We start from the raw sequence: 15,305 nt of genomic DNA on the forward strand, positions 1-15,305 counted from the left end.
TCGCATGGCGAAACGCCTGTCGGTCTTCATCGGCAGTCACGTCAGGAGGGCTCTTTCCCGAAGGAGTTCGCGCTGCCACCGCGTCCCTGAGCCGGTCCGCGCCGCCCTTCCGGGCACGGACCGGCTCGTTCTCCCGGAGGCGTCCCGTGTGTGTCAGGGCGCGGAGAAGGGCGGAGCGTCCTGGGCGCATCTCGTTCCGGGGCGCGGGAGGGTGCCGTCGATGAAGTAGCGGCTCTCGTGTGCGTTGATGCAGGTGCTGGGGTTGAGCAGTGCGGTGTGCCCGTAGCCGGTGTTGGTGAGCAGACGGGCGTCGGCCAGTTCCCCGGCAATGGCCTGCGCGTCGCGGTAGGGGATGGAGGGGCCGTAGGCGGTGCCGACGACGAGGATGGGCTTGGACGTGGGCTTGTTCCACGGGCCGGTGTGGCGGTTGGCGGCTGTCGCCGGTCAGGTGGCACACGGCTCGGCGGCCCAGGTCCAGTAGCGCCCGGCGTCGCCTGTCCGGGCCGCACTCGCCTCTTCGAGCCGGTGGTAGACCTGGGGATCACGCGGGTTGGGGCTGTCTCCGCAGAACACGGCCCCGGCCTGCTCCTCGCCCAGGTACGGGATCGGGTAGGGGAGGGGTGACGTGTCCGGCGCGGCGGGCTGCGGCTCTCTGCCCTGCCACAGCTCCTGGAGCCTGACGGCGAGTTGGGTCCATCCGGGGTGGACGATGTAGAGGCTGTTGATCGTGTCCGCCACCGTCCTGGCATACGTCCAGGTGCCCACCGGATGCGCACCGATTTGTACATGCCCGGTCCTTTCACGGCAGGCGTCCGACGCCGCCCCATGCGGGCACCGGCACGCTTCCGTGGCAACGTCATCGAGATCCACGGGGACGCCGGACGACGGCAGCCGAATGGCCCAGCCACGGCTTTGACCCTGAACTGCTGGACGCGGAACTCGAACCCGGTACGGGCACCGGCAACGCGCCCCACCGCAGTGTGCTGTTCGAACCGGTAATGTCGCCGCCGCGCGGAGCGCATTGACGTACGGGGAGAGCGGGGCACTGATGCATGTCCTGGAACCGGGGGATCCCCGGCAGATCGGGGACTTCACGCTGATCGGCAGGCTGGGTGCCGGTGGTATGGGGCAGGTCTTCCTGGGACGTTCCGCCGGCGGGCGGGCCGCGGCGGTGAAGGTGGTCAAGGCGGAGCTGGCCGAAGAGCCCGAGTTCCGGGCCCGGTTCCACCAGGAAGTGGCCGCGCTGCGAAGGGTGGGCGGTGAGTGGACGGCGCCTGTGCTCGGTGCCGACACCGTGGCCACCGCACCCTGGGTGGCCACGGAGTACGTGCCCGGTCCCTCTCTGCAGCAGGTCGTCGAATCGGACTACGGGCCGCTGCCCGAGGACACACTGCATTGCCTGGCCGGGCGCCTCGCCCGGGCGCTGCGCGCCATCCACGGCGCGGGCCTGGTGCACCGTGACCTGAAGCCGTCGAACATTCTGCTGACCGTCGACGGACCGCGCATCATCGACTTCGGCATCGCGCGGGCGCTCGACACCATGGCGGGCAGTGTGCGGACCTCCACCGGACTGGTGATCGGCTCGCCGGCTTTCATGTCGCCGGAGCAGGTGCGCGGGCAGCGGGTGACGCCTGCCTCGGACGTGTTCAGTCTCGGGTCGGTGCTGGTGTACGCGGCGACGGGGCGGCTGCCGTTCGGCTCCGCCGAAGTGGGCCTGCACGCGCTGATGTTCCGAATTGCCGAGGAGGAACCGGACCTCGCCGGGGTGCCGCACACCCTGGCCGGCCTGGTCGCCTCCTGCCTGGCCAAGGACCCGCAGAGGCGGCCCACCGCCGAGCAGATCGCCGCCCACACCCGCACCGACGTGGCCGCCCCCTGGCTGCCCGCGGAACTGCTGGCCGATCTCGGCAGGCTCGCCGCCAGGCTGCTCAACGCGGAGACACCGCCGCAGGGTTCACCGGCGCTGGAACGGTCCGGGCGGCGGTGGAAGCCACTGCTCGCGGGAGTGCTGGCACTCGCCGCGGTGGCCACCGGCACGGCGCTGGCGCTCCACTACAACGGTGACGCGGATCCCGGGGCGGACGGGAAGCCCTCCGCGACCGGTTCGGCCGCCGCAGGGGCGGCGTCGCGGAGTACCGGGCCGGGCGTTGCGAAGGATTTCGTCGGCGCCTGGGAAGGCGTACTCAAGGGCGATGTCGACTATCCGAGGCGGGTGCTGCGCCTGGACATCTCGACGGGCCGGCAGGGCGACAAGGTCGCCGCCTACATCGACACCGCCGGATCCGCGCAGTGCACCGGGCGCGCCAAGCTGGTCTCCGCCGATGCCGACTCGCTGGTCGTCGACAGGGGTCAGGTGACGGCGGAGGTACCGCAGGGGCGTTGCAAGCCGCTGTCCCGGCAAACCCTCACCGTACGGTCGCGGGACGTGCTGGTGTGGAAGTCCGGCGACGTGACGGCCGAGCTCTACCGGTCGACCGAAGGCAGGAAAGCGGTGCCGGACGAATACGTCGGCGTCTGGGTGCCGGCGATCGAGGGCAACCGGGACAAGGGGATGCTCCGGATCTCTCAAGGACCGGCCAGCGGCCGCCTGGTGCAGATCTGGGAGACGGGTGCCGCGGAGGACGGCTCGGAGAACTGCGACAACACCTTCACCGTCGGCGCCGTGTCCCCCGTGCTGGCGCTGAGTCCGGCGATGTACGCCGCGGACGCGGGCAAGGACTGCCGTCAGCCCGACTCGATCTTCTTCATCCTCGACCGCAACGGTCATCTGCTGCAGTTCAGCATGGCTGTGGACGCCGAACCGGGGGAGTGGGTGCGGAAGTAGCGGCGGCTGTCCCGGAACAAGACTTCCAGGTCGGTTCCGAGCCGTGATCACGGCAGACACCCCAAGACGATCCCACCTGCGACCAGCGGTTACGAGGCAGCCCTCAGCAGTGGTATCCGTCCGGGCACTCGGGGAACAGCACTCCGAAAAACAAGAGGCAGAGAATCGGCGGAGTGGACACCGCGGCCATGACCAGGAATCGTCCGCGTGCCTGTCGCCGGTTGCTGACCCGAGCCACCACGAATCCCGCTGCCGGCGCGAGGGCGACAGTGAACAGCCCCGTCAGGCCGAACACCCAGCCGATCTCTCGTCGTACGTCCGGCAACCCCATCGCATGCGCGATCGCCGGGGCGAACGTGATGAGGGGCGCAGACGCCCACCCCCACGACAGTGCCCTGATGATCCGATCCGTTCGTGCGGGCACCAGGTCGGTCGACCTCGTTTCCCCGCGGCGGCCTTCCGGAGCGGCCCCAGGCGATGGCATGCCCACATCGTAGGTGGCTGAGGGGAACCTGCGGCCCTTCGCGGCCTTGGCTCTCCCGTGAAGGGGCCCGAACCCGCACGGCGCACAGGTCCCGGTGGTCAGCGCCCTGAACCGTTGCCGATCATGCCTATGACCTGCGATGATCCTGACACGACCATGATCACGGGGGAGTCCGGGCATGCGACTTTTGAGGTCAGGCAGTCCCAACGCCGCGTTGTGGTGGAACAGGAAGCGACCGCCTATTTCGCTGCTGGCCGCGCTGGGTATCGCTGCCGTCTCCGTCACGGGGTGCGGCGGTACCGACGATGAAGGACTGCCGGTGCGAGTGGTCAATGAGTCGGCGTGGGATGCCCTCGTGGTCGGTTGTCCGCTGTGCGGAGAGCGCGGTGTCGTGGTCGAGGGGGATCCTGACCGAACACCGGGCGAGAGCGGCGGCATGTACTTCGGGTGGACCGAAGAACGCCTGTGGCCTGTGACGTACAGGATTGTCGTCCGAGGCGTGGAGTCGGTCTGCCCGTTCATCGACCCCGAGCCCGGCAGGACGGAGGACCCGGACAACGTGAGCACCCGTGACGTCATCTACGTAGTGGACGAGACCGGGCAATGCGTCGCAGGCCCAGGGGACATGGACGCCTTCTGACATCAGCGGCTGACTGTCGGCCGCTTCCTCCGCCTCCAATGGAGCGGTCCTGACCATGAAGGGGCCGCAGTCCGGCATCACACCAGTCGGTGAGAGCTATGCGGCGAGCGTGGCCGGCTCGCCCAGGTGCGCGGCGGCTGTCCGCCAGGCTGCGGTCACCGCGGCTCTGGCACCTGCTGTACGCGCGGCTCGGTCGCCGGACAGGACCAGCGGCGTGCCCACGTGGACATGCAGCTGAGGACGGCGCACCGGTGCCGTCGCAAGACCGGCGAGCTGCTTGACCACACCGCCTGAGACCATCCGCCGGGCGCCGGCCTGGCCTACGGGTATGACACGAGCGCCGGTGTGCTCGGCGAGCCGGGCCAAGCCGCTGCGGAACTGGCCTGGGGCACCCTCCGCGGAGTCCTTGCGGCGGGGGAGACCCCCTTCGGCGTAGATGAGGAGGTGGCGCCCCTGCTGAAGGGCTTCCGCGGCCAGATCGAGGGCGGCCGCGGCCCGCGGACCGCCCCGGTGCACGGGGATGTGTCCTTCGCTGACGAGGATGCGGCCAAGCACCGGGATCCGCCACAGGCCTGCTGCCGCCATGATGACCGGTTCGATGCCAAGGCGGTACAGAGCGGCGACCACGACGACGGGGTCCGCGAGCGAGGTGTGATTGGCGGCGATGATGCTGCCGGGCTCAAGCTCGGCGGATGCGTCGGTGGTCACCGACAGACGCCCGAACGCGGGCACCAGCAAGTCGGCGGTGCGGCTGAGCACGAAAGGTCTCCCGGTCTGGACGGCGTTGATCCTCATCCTCGCTCCTGGACGACGCCACGGCCTGAGTCCTCGTACTCATCTTGACGGCCTTCAGATACTTCCCTCCGGCGTGAACCGCGTGACCGGCATGATCGACACGTCCGGCAGTCACGGTCACCAGGCCCGCCGGGACGTTCTGCGTCCCGCTGGGCTCGCCTTCAGGGAGTTGTCGGGACAGCCGGCGCATCCGCAGGATTACCTGATCACCAGGTGCACAACAGCGAAGGAGGGCTTCGATGAGGAGTGAGCCGGTCACCGAGGAGTCGATCGCCGAGGCACGGTCATCGGCCCGCGAGGAGCCGGGCACCGGGCTGCCGGTGCTCGCTCGGCGCCTGGTGGAGTTCGGATGGCGCATCGATCGCGAGAGGCTATCTGCGCGCATCCCGTTCTTCGAGGAGGCCGCGGCAATCTATCGGGACCTTCTCGCCGGCGGTTCAGAAGAACACCTCGCAGCCGCGATGCACGCAATCTCCTACCTCGGCCTGCACTACTCGCTTGTGCATGCCGATGATCGTTCCTTGGCGGCAAAGACCGAGGCAGCGGCGCTTGCCCGGCAGTTGAACCGTCACCGTCAGGACGGAAACAAGGAGATCAAAATCCTCGGCGCGTTCGCGCACGGCCTTGCCGAAGCAGGTCGGTTCGAGCGGGCCGTGGCCGCTCAACGCGAGGTGGTCGACATCTACCGCGCAACGGAGGGCCCGGCGGGCTACCCCTCACCTGACGGCGTCGTGTGGTCACTCCTGGATCTGGCGGTCTACCTCGATCTGGCGGGACAGACCGACGCGAGCCTCGAGACCGAACGCGAGGCGCTCCAGCTCAAGCGCCGCATGGCCGCAGCCGAACCACGGCGCCGGACCGGACTGGTGATCTGGCTCGCGGGGGTCTCGCACCGGTTCGCCGACACCGGGCATCCACAGGAAGCCGGAGAACTCCTGAACGAAGCCATCGCCGTCTGCGACCTGCTTCCACCCGGAGGCGACCGCGGGAACTTCGGATTCAATCAAGGCGTCCAGGCCGCGTTGTTCGCCAGGTCCGGCGCCGGAGACGAGCGGACCACCGACGGCAGGGCCGTCCCGATCGGCGTCAGCCCAGATCCCCAGGCTCTCCAGCCGGTCCTCGGCGTCAGCTTTGATTGGTGGGCCTTCAGCGTCCGGCAGAGCTACCGCGCGGGACGCGAGGCCATCGATGACGCGATTTCCACGACAGGGGACCTGTCGGCACTCGATCCCACACAGTTGGCCGAGCTCGGGACCCTGCTGCGCCGCCGGAACATACGCCAATCGGTCGCGTTCAACTGCGTTCCGCAGCAGTTCATCGAGAAGGTCATGCCGACCCTGGGTGAAAGCGTCGTCCTCGAGCGCCGGCTTGCCACCGCCCGTCCGGACAGCAGCCGTCGACGCTTGATCCGATCTCTGACCGACCAAGCCATAGGCCACCTGGTCACCGGCGCCAACTCGGCGGCAGGTGAGGCGCTCCGTGAAGCTCATGACCTGTACGCAACTGCCGGGAGCGCCCCGAACTGACCTGTCTCAGGGGCAAGTGGGCATGGTATTCGGACAGTTCTCGACGCACACGGCCGGAGGCCGAGTGCTGCCGGGAGCCCGTCGGCGACCTCCGGGCGCAGCCCCATCAGGTCGCAGGCGTGGTACGAGAGTTCGCCGGTCCGGTTCGCGGTCCCCGAGCGCGCCCGCCCACTCCGAACACGGCCGACCCGCGCGGATGCGCTCAGGCCGGGTGCTGACGCTTGCTGTCCGCGGCCTGACCCTGACAGCCGTCCCACGGGAGACGCCCCCCGCCCAAGAGGCTGCCGACCGATGCACCGCGCTGACGACGGGCCCGCGACACCGGGGGATGATGGGGACGGAATGACGGAACGCGAAGTCAGGAGATCCCATGGTGAGGCGGGTTCACCAACCCCGTGAGGACGCGGAGTTCGATTTCATCCTCGGGATGAGCAAAACCCCGGTCCTCGCCTACTTCACCGGGACATGGCCCAAGGCGATCGAGCCCTGCCGGGCGATGGACCTCGTCGTGGGTGCTGTCGCCGACGAATACGCGGGTCGCCTGACGGCAGTCCGCACCGACATCACGCGCTGTCCGGCCGCAACCGAGCGATACGGGGTCACCGGAGCCCCGTCCTACGTCCTGCTGAAGGAGGGCGAGGCGGTGGCGCAAGGCACGGGGCCCATGACCATCGCCGAGGTACGGAAGTTCCTGGACGGCCACCTCTGAGTGGCGGCCGCTGCACTGCGGCCGCGACGTCGCACCCTGGCCCACCACCCCCGACACCCCATGCTTCTCGGGCCGGCTCGTGGACACCGGAACCTTGGCTTGAGTTCTAACGGCACGGTGGATTGTCGGAGGGGCCAGAGCCCTACTCTCTCGTGAGTCGGGCGAGGTAGGTGTCCAGGGGTTGAACACGTCCCGGGAGGACTTCCCGGAGGTTCCACCAACGGATGGCCACGATCTCTTCGGTGGCCTGGAAGCCCCGGACATCGGTGGTGCGGCCTGTGAACAACGCCAGGTTCTCGGCTCGTTGGTCGGGTGCGAGTACGAAGCCCGCGTAGCCGATGAACCGTAACGGTCCGTCGGGTACCTGGCCGCTCTCCTCCAGCAACTCGCGCGCGGCCGCCTGCCGAAGGGATTCGCCTTCCTCTATGCGGCCGCCGGGCAGTTCCCACGCCTGGCGGAATCGATCGAAGACCATGAGGACACGGTCGGCGTGCCAGATGGCGACCAACGCCGCCGGCAGCGGCGCGTCACACGGTGGCGCGTCTTCGGTCCCGCGTGCGAAGGAGACCAGGAAATTGCCGCGACCGTCGACTGCGAGAGGCGGGACATGAGAAGGGGGCACCTCGCTATGATTCCCAGTTCATCGCCGTGAAAGCCCGATCCGGTCATGACGGACGAACGGCCGCGACGCGGGTGGGGCAGTCGAGGGACATCGCCCCTGCGGGAGACCTCACTGCCGGTGCGAGGAGATCTCCTTGCACCGGCTGGCTGAGTCTGTCGGCAGAACCCCTGGCCTGCTGCGACTCACCACGCGCGGGCCTTCGGGCGCGGCTGCTGGTCGAACGTGTCTGCGCGGGGCGCCCTGTCGCTCATGTGGCCGCCGAAATTCGGCGGCTGCTCCGAGAGGGCTCGGTCGACGGGGTGACCGCGGCGATGCCGGATAGGGTGACCGGGATCAGGACTCAGGACGTGGATGGGGTGTGTCGGGTGGCCCGGGTTGCGGTGCTCTCCGCGGGATCGTGGGGAACGACCATGGCGAAGGTCTTCGCCGACGCCGGTAACGACGTCGTGGCCCACGCCCGGCGGGCAGAGGTCGCCGAGGCGATCAACATGCGGCATCAGAATCCGTCCTACCTGCCGGGCGTCCTCCTGCCAGCCCGCCTCCGGGCGACGACGAGCGCGGCCGAGGCTCTCGACGGTGCGGCATACGTGGTGCTGTCGATCCCCGCGCAGACGCTACGGGAGAACCTCGCCGCCTGGGCCCCGCACATCGCCCCGGATGCGGTCGTCGTCAGCCTGATGAAGGGCATCGAGACACACTCCGGGCTGCGCATGTCCGAGCTGATCCACGAGGTTACGGGAATTTCGCGCGAGCGGATCGCCGTGCTGTCCGGGCCGAATCTGTCCCGGGAGATCGCCGGCGGGCAGCCGGCCGCTTCCGTCATCGCCTGCCCCGACGAGACCGCGGCCGCCGCGGTCCAAAGGGCCTGCCACACTCCTTACTTCCGCCCGTACACGACCACCGACGTGACGGGCTGCGAGCTCGGCGGCGCGACCAAGAACGTCATCGCCCTCGCCGTCGGGCTTGCCGCCGGTCTCGGCCTCGGCGACAACTCCCGCGCTCTGCTGATCACCCGCGGTCTCGCGGAGACCGCCCGGCTCGGCGCTGCGATGGGCGCCGACCCGCTCACCTTCTCCGGGCTCGCCGGGGCCGGTGACCTCATGGCCACCTGCTCCTCGCCCCTGTCCCGCAACCGCACCTTCGGCGAGCACCTTGGGCAGGGCATGAGCGTCGAGGAGGCCACCAAGGCGACGAACCAGACCGCGGAGGGCGTGAAGTCCTGCCGGGCCATCCTGGACCTGGCGCGGGCCCACGGGGCCGAGATGCCGATCACCGAAGTCGTCGCCGCCGTGATCGACGGTGAGGCCACCGTGGAAGACGCCGCCGCGGTCCTGCTGTCCCGCACCCCGAAACCGGAACACTACGGCGCCTGAAGCCATCAGCCGACCGGCAGGCAGGTCAACCGTCCGGCGGGTCCGGTTCGGCGATCACCGCTCACGCGTGTCCCCTGAGCTCACGTCCGTTGACCATCTCCGATTCGATCCGCACGAACACCGTGCTCCGCAACGGCATCCAGGAGGTCGGGCCGACCTGCGACAGCCGTTCGTGCTCGGTGGGGTCGGTCACGACGATGGCCCGTCCGGTGACGACCACGCTCCAGCCGGACCGGGTCTCCGCGTCGAACTCGTCCGCCTCGAAGGCGACCACGACGCCGTCGATCGCGCGGACGAGTTCCGAGTCCGACGAGGTGCGCAGCAGAACGGAGTCGTCCGTGTCCAGACAGAAGTTGACCGGCAGGACCGCGGGCAGTGCCTGCCGGGTGTACACCACGCGGCCGACCGGGACCTTCGCCAGGAGGCGAAGGCACTCCTGCCGGTCGAGTTCGTGAAACGTGTCTTCCTGCGACATCCAGCCATCGTCCCTCCCCACGCCGGGACCGAGTAGGGCCGGTCGGCCCTACTGAGGGGGAGCCGAAAGGCAGGTTCTCCTGCCGGACGGCCCAGGGCAGGACGCCCCGGAAGGCGCCCCGGAAGGTCAGGCAACCGTTCCGGCGCCTGTCAGCCGGGCTCGCTCACCGGCAGGGGCTCGCGCACCATGAACACGTCCACCGGATCCTCCGCCTCGGCGGTGAACCCGTACCGCTCGTACAGCCGCCGGGCCGGGCTGCCCTGCAGCACGTTCAGCCGGACGGGGACACCGATGCGATCGCACCGCTCCAGCAGCTCGCTCAGTACGGCCGAGCCGATACCGCAGCCCTGAAGACGGGGCGCCAGGTAGAAGTGCTCGAACCACCGGCAGTCCTCCGCCGGCCGCAGTGCCACGGACCCGGCGAACGCGCCGGCGACCTCGATCACCCAGGTGTGGGCCGGGTCGAATCCGTCCCGCAGCCGCTGGCGCACGCGGTGCGGGTCGTAGCGTCCGAGCCGCTCCAGATCCGCCCGCATCACCACGGCCCGTAATTCGACCACCGCCTCGACGTCTCGAAGCGAGGCCGGACGTAGATCCCAGTCAGCCATGATGATCACACTATCGCCCGGGATTCTTCCCGGGATCGCAGGTGCGCTTCCGCCGCCGGACCCTGACGTGTAGGGCCTGGTGGATCACTTGCCGTGATCAGAGGCCTGCGGCCTTCCGTTCGGCCTCCGTCAGCGGTGGGCCGTCCAGGAGGGGCTCCTTCCGGCCGAGGAAGACACGAAAGAGCATGTCGGGCCCGAGGAGCCGGGCCGGGGACCGCTCCATGCTCATGACGTCCAGGAGTACCCGCAAGGCGTGCGGGTTGCGCGCCCCGGCGTCAACGGCGCGGTCGATGAACGTGGCAGCGACACGTTCCAGTCTGCTGGGCGCCTCGTCCGTGGCGCCTGGGTAGAGGGCGTCCTGGCCCACGGCGAGATCCCACGCCTGCCCCACGGGGCGTGCCGCGCGACGCTGGATGAGCCCAGCCGTCTCCCGGGAGCCGATGGCATGCTTCGCGAGCACCCGCTTGAGCGCCAGGACGCTTTGCGCGGCAGCCGTCAGGCCGTGTCCGTAGACGGGGTTGTATCCGGCGACGGCGTCTCCCAGAACTGCGAAGCCGGCCGGCCAACTCGGCAACTGCTCGAAGTAGCGCCGCTTGTTGGCCGTGCTGTGGGTGGTAACGACATCGGTGAGTGGCTCTGCCTTTTCGAGGAGATCTCCGATGACGGGATGGGCGAGAGAACGGGCGAAGGGCACGAACTCGGCGTTGTCGCGGCTGGGTTGGCCTCCCCTGCTGCCGGAGAGGGTGACAAGCCACTGGCCCTCCTCGATGGGGAGGACAATGCCGCCCCTGCCCGGCGGCCGCGTGGGGTCCGCCTGCACGTTGACTATGGGGAAGTCTTCGCCCGTCGAGGCGGGGGCCCGGTAGAGCCGGCTCGCATAGCCGACGCCGGCGTCGACGACCCGCTCCCGCACTGGTGGCAGTCCGAGGCCGGTGAGCCAGACCGGTGCGCGGCTCGCGCGTCCGGTGGCGTCGATGACGAGGTCGGCCGAGAGAGTCCCGTCCCCCGCGGTCCCGCGTACGCGCACCCCGGTCACGCGGTCGGCGTCTCCTTCGAGTGCGACGAGGTCGGTCTGCTCGCGCAAGGTCACGCGAGGCCGCTGGAGCACCTCGGTACGGATCGTCGAGTCGAGCAGGTCGCGGCTGCACACGAGGTTGATGTGGTGGGCGTTGTCGAACCGTCTGAACCACTGTCCCGAGGGCGCCTTGCTGACCATGCCCGACATGATCGGCACGCGGCGGGCGCCGCGCGTGACGAGCTGATCCGTGATGCCGGGCAGCAGGTCTTCCAGGGCCAGCACCCCACCCGACCACAGCACGTGGGCATGGCGGGCCTGGGGAAGTCCCTTGCGCGGGGCCGGCAGCAGGGGAAGGACGTCGGACTCGATGACTGTGACGTCCGCGTGGTCGGAGAGTATGGTCGCCGCGAGCATGCCGGTCATTCCTCCCCCGATCACGAGCGCGGCGGGCCGACGACCGGACGTTCTTTCGGGCATTGGCGGAAGCACCTTTCTGGCGGCCTTCCCGGCCGTGACGGCCCCTGACAGGCAATCGCCGCCAGAAGCACCGGAGTTCGAACTGCGGGGAACGACAACGTACCGTCAGATCCGGCCACCAGGGCGCGGGGCGCGGCTACGTGGACGTCCGCCTCCTGGCATCGGCCGGCGGTGCGTGCGGTCTTCCGGAGATCGGTTCCCGAGCGGACCGGCACCATGTACGCGCGTCGCGATCCTTTCTGCCGCTGCGGTCACTCTTGGTGTATGTCTTGCAGACCGGCGCGCCGACGGGCTGCCGCGACGATGGGCGACGTCTCGATTGCCTGGGCGAGCCTGACCCTTGTGTGGGGCCGCTCCATGGTTTCGAGGAGCCTCATCTCGGAGGTGTGGTGCTCATTGTGATGACTCGTCACATGAATGCGGGCCGCAGCCAGCATGGCGGCGTCCGCCACCACCATGGCGTCCTCGAGCTCCGTCTGTCGTGCGCCGGCGACCCGCTGAGGGCCCGGGGAGGCGGGAAGGGGTACGGCCCGCGGTCGCCGTGTACGGAACTTTGCCCACCCGGTGCGGATTCTCGGCACAGGGCTGGAGCCCGCCGGAGGGACCGACTGGCGAAGTGCCTCGGCGTAGGCGGCGTCACGGATCTCCGTGTCCAGGTACGGCGCGCAGGCCAGGATGCCGTCCAGGATCGTGATCTCCTGCTGGGTCAGTCGCACCACGGGAGAGGTCCACCAGCGGAACTCCGCCGTGACCGGGCCGCGTAGCTCGCGCAGCTCCGCCCAGAGCGGTTTCTGGAGCCGGTAGCGCCTCCAGGCGCGCACGTTGTCCGCGAGAGGGGGGCCGAGGCGGGGCAGCGCGAAGCCGGTGGCGACAAGGACGCCGGCCGCCGAGACCAGAGGGGGTGACACGTCGGTGCTCAGATAGTCCCAGTCACGGCCGGCCCAACGGGCAGCCATGGAGGTGTACTTCACCGCCTGGTAGGACAGGTCGAAGCAACTGCCGATGACGATCAGGGCCAGACCGGTGCGTGTGACACCAGTGATCATCCGGAGCCAGCTGAGACACATGCCCGTCAGTGCGACGGTGGCAAGGGTGTGAAACACCAGATATAGAAGGATCATTTCGCGCATATACGGCGTATTGGCGTAGTAGGTGTCCAGGTCCCGTGTCCGCTCGACGGGCACTTCGGCCAGTCCGAAGAGCACCACGATTGCGATGATCACCAATGTGTAGAGGGTCACGACCAGAAGCGTCCGCCGCTTGATTCGGGGGAGCGGTCCGCCCCGCCAGGCGATCATCAGGACGAGGTAGGAAGCGCTCAGCGCGGACATGCCGCAGTACACCAGCGGTCCGGAGAAGTTGGATATCCCGGTGAAAGCGTTGACCTCGGTGATCGTCGGCGGAGCGGACAGCACGCATACGGCAGAGCCGATCAGCAGGAGCGCGCAGCTGGGCATGATCACAGGGTCCCGCCACGTGCCTTTCAGGGAGGGAACTTTGATCGCGACGGCGATCAGCAGAATCGCACCGGGCACGTAGAACACCAAGCCGCTGCCGTTCATCGCTCACTCCCCTTCCGGGTAGGGGGACGCATGCGGGTTCACCGCGGCGGACGCGGGCGTGAGGACTCCACGGCGCAGCCGGGGACCGGTGCGGGTGCGTGACCGCGAACCGCAGAGGGCGCGAGGCTCAGCAGGGTCCGCGGGCGCACCGGCTCGGTGGGCGCCCCGGTTCGGTGGGGGAGTGGCACAGGGGTGAACCCCGGGGGTGGGGCGGCGGGGGAGCTCATGTGGGTGATTTCTCGCCATCCTCGATGTTTTTGACGGCAGGACGAGGCGAGACCGCGGAATCCGTGTGGACGGCGGCCACGACGGGTGAACTGCGCAGGGCACGGGACACGCCCACGAGAGCGGCACGCAGGGTCGGGACGGCGGAGTCCCCAGCTGTGCGCGGTGCGCGGGTGCGGCCCTGACGTGTGGCCTGCGAGGCTGCGCGGATCATCGCCGCTTGACCGATGAGAACGGCGTCCGGGCGGGCGATTCCGGAGGCTTCGGCGGCCGATTGCGCGCGTGCGCGAACCTCGTCGTCAAGCTGCGGACGTACGAGGCTCAGTCCGTCCTGGATGCCTGCCTCGCGTCGGGTCAGGTGGACTTGGGGCGAGGCGTACCAGCGGATGGGCGCGGCAAGGGACGTGTCGGGGCTGGCTCCACCGAGTTCGTCCCACAGCGGCCCGAGTTGTACGTAGGCGGCAAGAGTCCGTCCGACAGTGACCGCCCAGGGCCCTACCAGCGGCAGCAGGAATCCGACGATGGCGAAAGGGGCGGCCATGGCCGAGAAGAAGGGCGAAAGGGTGGTGCTGAGCACGTCCCAGTCCCGGCCGCTCCGGTGAGCGGCGACCGCGGCGAGTTTGAGGCTGCTGAAGGAGAGATTCAGCAGCCAGCCGACGCACAGGATCCACAGGCCGGCGCGCAGCCAGCCGTGCACCTGAAGGGCCCAGCGCCAGCACATCAAGGTGGTGACGAGCGCGGCGGTCATGTGGGCCAGCAGGTACAGCATGATCATCTCGCCGATGAACGGCGCTGACGCGTAGTACGTGTCGAAGTCGACGCGGCGTTCGACGGGAGCGTCACCCAGGCCGAACAGAACGATGAGGGCGGCGGCGACCAGCGTGTATCCAAGGAGCCAGTGCCGCGAGACCCGCCGTACGTGCTCAGGCGAGCCGCCGCGCCAGTGAACGATCAGCAACAGGCAGGCGGCGCTGAACCCGCTGATGATGATGTAGACCAGCAGACTCGAGGCGTTCGGGATCCCGCTGATGTCGTTCACCGCGGCGATCGTCGTGGGAGCCGCGAAGAAGAATCCCGCGCCCCCCACGGCGATGACGACACAGACTGACCGGACGAGAGGGTCACGCCAGGCTCTCCGTAGATCCGGAAGCTTCACGGCGAAGCAGATCCACAGAGCGGCGGCGGGTATGTAGTAGTCGAAGGAGTCCACGGATCAGACCTGCCGGCGGCGGTTTCCCAGCGACGCACTGATGCGCCCGGCGATGTCACCGCGACCCGTCGGCATGCTGCCGGGCTCGCTCTCGAGCCAGACGCGGAACCGGGTGGCCGCCAGCAGGCCGAACATCTCGGCGGCCTTTTCCTCGTTGTGCTTGAACTGGGTTCGCGCGGCCACCCTGCGCACCGTCTCGTCGAGTTCGGGTAGATCCGGGCGGGTGGAGAGCATCCGGGTCGCCACGGACCGGCCGACAGCGTGGTTGCCGCACGCACCGTCGAGCAGGTGCCAGACCTCGTGAAAGAAGATCGCCAGCTGATGGAGGGGAGTTGCTCGCTCGTCGATCACGATGATGTCGCGGTCGGGCAGGTCGAGCCAGAGACCGCTGGCTGTCCGGTGCGGGAATTCCTTACGAAGGACGATGAGTTCCCGTCCCGTCTTCGCGCTGACCAAGCGGATCAAAGCGTCGAACAGGGCGTCCGGCTCCGTGGGGACCGGCAGTCCGATACCGGCGACCAGTTCGTCGACGAGACGACGCATGACCCTTACCGTGCGCACTGTTCTCCCCAGGAAGTGCGAGAAGCCTGCGGCTTCGTGTCTTCGTGCTTCACTCCGTGCCTGCCGGACCGTCCGAAGGCGCACCCGTGGGACGGACCCCCGCCCGGCTCCCGGTCGGTATCGCCGACAGGCCGCGCTGATCCGGGACGCCGACGCAGTCCGCCTCCGTACGCAATATGCCAAACCCGGGCTTGCC

At 69.0% G+C, this 15,305-nt stretch carries 14 protein-coding genes and 1 pseudogene; 5 read left to right on the forward strand and 10 right to left on the reverse strand.

What is annotated here, in order from left to right; translation table 11 throughout:
* Window positions 1-153: 153 nt before the first annotated feature.
* Both OG780_RS40355 and OG780_RS40360 read right to left on the reverse strand, forming a co-directional pair.
* A pseudogene (locus OG780_RS40355) lies at window positions 154-396 on the reverse strand (alpha/beta hydrolase); the annotation flags it as partial.
* A gap of 48 nt (window positions 397-444) precedes the next feature.
* Window positions 445-738: a hypothetical protein gene (locus OG780_RS40360; RefSeq protein ID WP_328456779.1), complete on the reverse strand. Its 294-nt coding sequence runs from the start codon at window positions 736-738 to the stop codon at window positions 445-447.
* 310 nt (window positions 739-1,048) lie between these two features.
* Between OG780_RS40360 and OG780_RS40365 the strand changes: the two genes are divergently transcribed.
* Complete coding sequence (locus OG780_RS40365) at window positions 1,049-2,824, forward strand: serine/threonine-protein kinase (protein ID WP_328456781.1); 1,776 nt, start codon at window positions 1,049-1,051, stop codon at window positions 2,822-2,824.
* A gap of 662 nt (window positions 2,825-3,486) precedes the next feature.
* Complete coding sequence (locus tag OG780_RS40370; protein ID WP_328456783.1) at window positions 3,487-3,948, forward strand: hypothetical protein; 462 nt, start codon at window positions 3,487-3,489, stop codon at window positions 3,946-3,948.
* Between the two features lie 96 nt (window positions 3,949-4,044).
* On the opposite strand, the gene OG780_RS40375 is transcribed toward OG780_RS40370, so the two are convergent.
* Window positions 4,045-4,707 carry a lysophospholipid acyltransferase family protein gene (locus OG780_RS40375; RefSeq protein WP_328458715.1) on the reverse strand — a complete coding sequence of 221 codons (663 nt, stop codon included), beginning with the start codon at window positions 4,705-4,707 and terminating at the stop codon, window positions 4,045-4,047.
* Window positions 4,708-4,982: 275 nt separating this feature from the next.
* Between OG780_RS40375 and OG780_RS40380 the strand changes: the two genes are divergently transcribed.
* Window positions 4,983-6,269, forward strand: a complete 1,287-nt coding sequence (locus OG780_RS40380) for a tetratricopeptide repeat protein (protein WP_328456785.1) — start codon at window positions 4,983-4,985, stop codon at window positions 6,267-6,269.
* A 370-nt stretch (window positions 6,270-6,639) separates the two neighbouring features.
* Window positions 6,640-6,978, forward strand: coding sequence for a thioredoxin family protein (locus OG780_RS40385; RefSeq protein WP_328456787.1), 339 nt, complete (start codon window positions 6,640-6,642; stop codon window positions 6,976-6,978).
* A gap of 142 nt (window positions 6,979-7,120) precedes the next feature.
* On the opposite strand, the gene OG780_RS40390 is transcribed toward OG780_RS40385, so the two are convergent.
* Entirely contained in the window at window positions 7,121-7,600 is a 480-nt protein-coding gene (locus OG780_RS40390) for an NUDIX hydrolase (protein ID WP_328456789.1), read from the reverse strand.
* 311 nt (window positions 7,601-7,911) lie between these two features.
* Here OG780_RS40390 and OG780_RS40395 point away from each other — a divergent pair, with 311 nt between their 5' ends.
* Window positions 7,912-8,973 (forward strand): NAD(P)H-dependent glycerol-3-phosphate dehydrogenase, encoded by a 1,062-nt coding sequence (locus OG780_RS40395; protein ID WP_328456791.1) that lies wholly within the window; start codon window positions 7,912-7,914, stop codon window positions 8,971-8,973.
* Window positions 8,974-9,034: 61 nt separating this feature from the next.
* On the opposite strand, the gene OG780_RS40400 is transcribed toward OG780_RS40395, so the two are convergent.
* The 6 genes from OG780_RS40400 to OG780_RS40425 all read right to left on the reverse strand — a co-directional run bounded on the left by OG780_RS40400 (window position 9,035) and on the right by OG780_RS40425 (window position 15,091).
* The gene (locus OG780_RS40400; protein ID WP_328456793.1) at window positions 9,035-9,448 is read right to left on the reverse strand and encodes a pyridoxamine 5'-phosphate oxidase family protein; all 414 of its coding nucleotides are present in this window, start codon (window positions 9,446-9,448) and stop codon (window positions 9,035-9,037) included.
* Between the two features lie 149 nt (window positions 9,449-9,597).
* A complete protein-coding gene (locus OG780_RS40405) occupies window positions 9,598-10,056 on the reverse strand; it encodes a GNAT family N-acetyltransferase (protein WP_328456795.1) in 459 nt (152 codons plus the stop codon).
* Between the two features lie 97 nt (window positions 10,057-10,153).
* Window positions 10,154-11,551, reverse strand: a complete 1,398-nt coding sequence (locus OG780_RS40410; protein WP_328456796.1) for an FAD-dependent oxidoreductase — start codon at window positions 11,549-11,551, stop codon at window positions 10,154-10,156.
* A gap of 251 nt (window positions 11,552-11,802) precedes the next feature.
* Window positions 11,803-13,113: a hypothetical protein gene (locus OG780_RS40415; protein WP_328456798.1), complete on the reverse strand. Its 1,311-nt coding sequence runs from the start codon at window positions 13,111-13,113 to the stop codon at window positions 11,803-11,805.
* A 223-nt stretch (window positions 13,114-13,336) separates the two neighbouring features.
* Window positions 13,337-14,548, reverse strand: a complete 1,212-nt coding sequence (locus tag OG780_RS40420; protein WP_328456800.1) for an MAB_1171c family putative transporter — start codon at window positions 14,546-14,548, stop codon at window positions 13,337-13,339.
* A gap of 3 nt (window positions 14,549-14,551) precedes the next feature.
* Window positions 14,552-15,091, reverse strand: coding sequence for a toxin-antitoxin system, toxin component (locus tag OG780_RS40425; RefSeq protein WP_328456802.1), 540 nt, complete (start codon window positions 15,089-15,091; stop codon window positions 14,552-14,554).
* Window positions 15,092-15,305: the final 214 nt, after the last annotated feature.

Source organism: Streptomyces sp. NBC_00386, assembly GCF_036063235.1.
Lineage (GTDB): Bacteria > Actinomycetota > Actinomycetes > Streptomycetales > Streptomycetaceae > Streptomyces.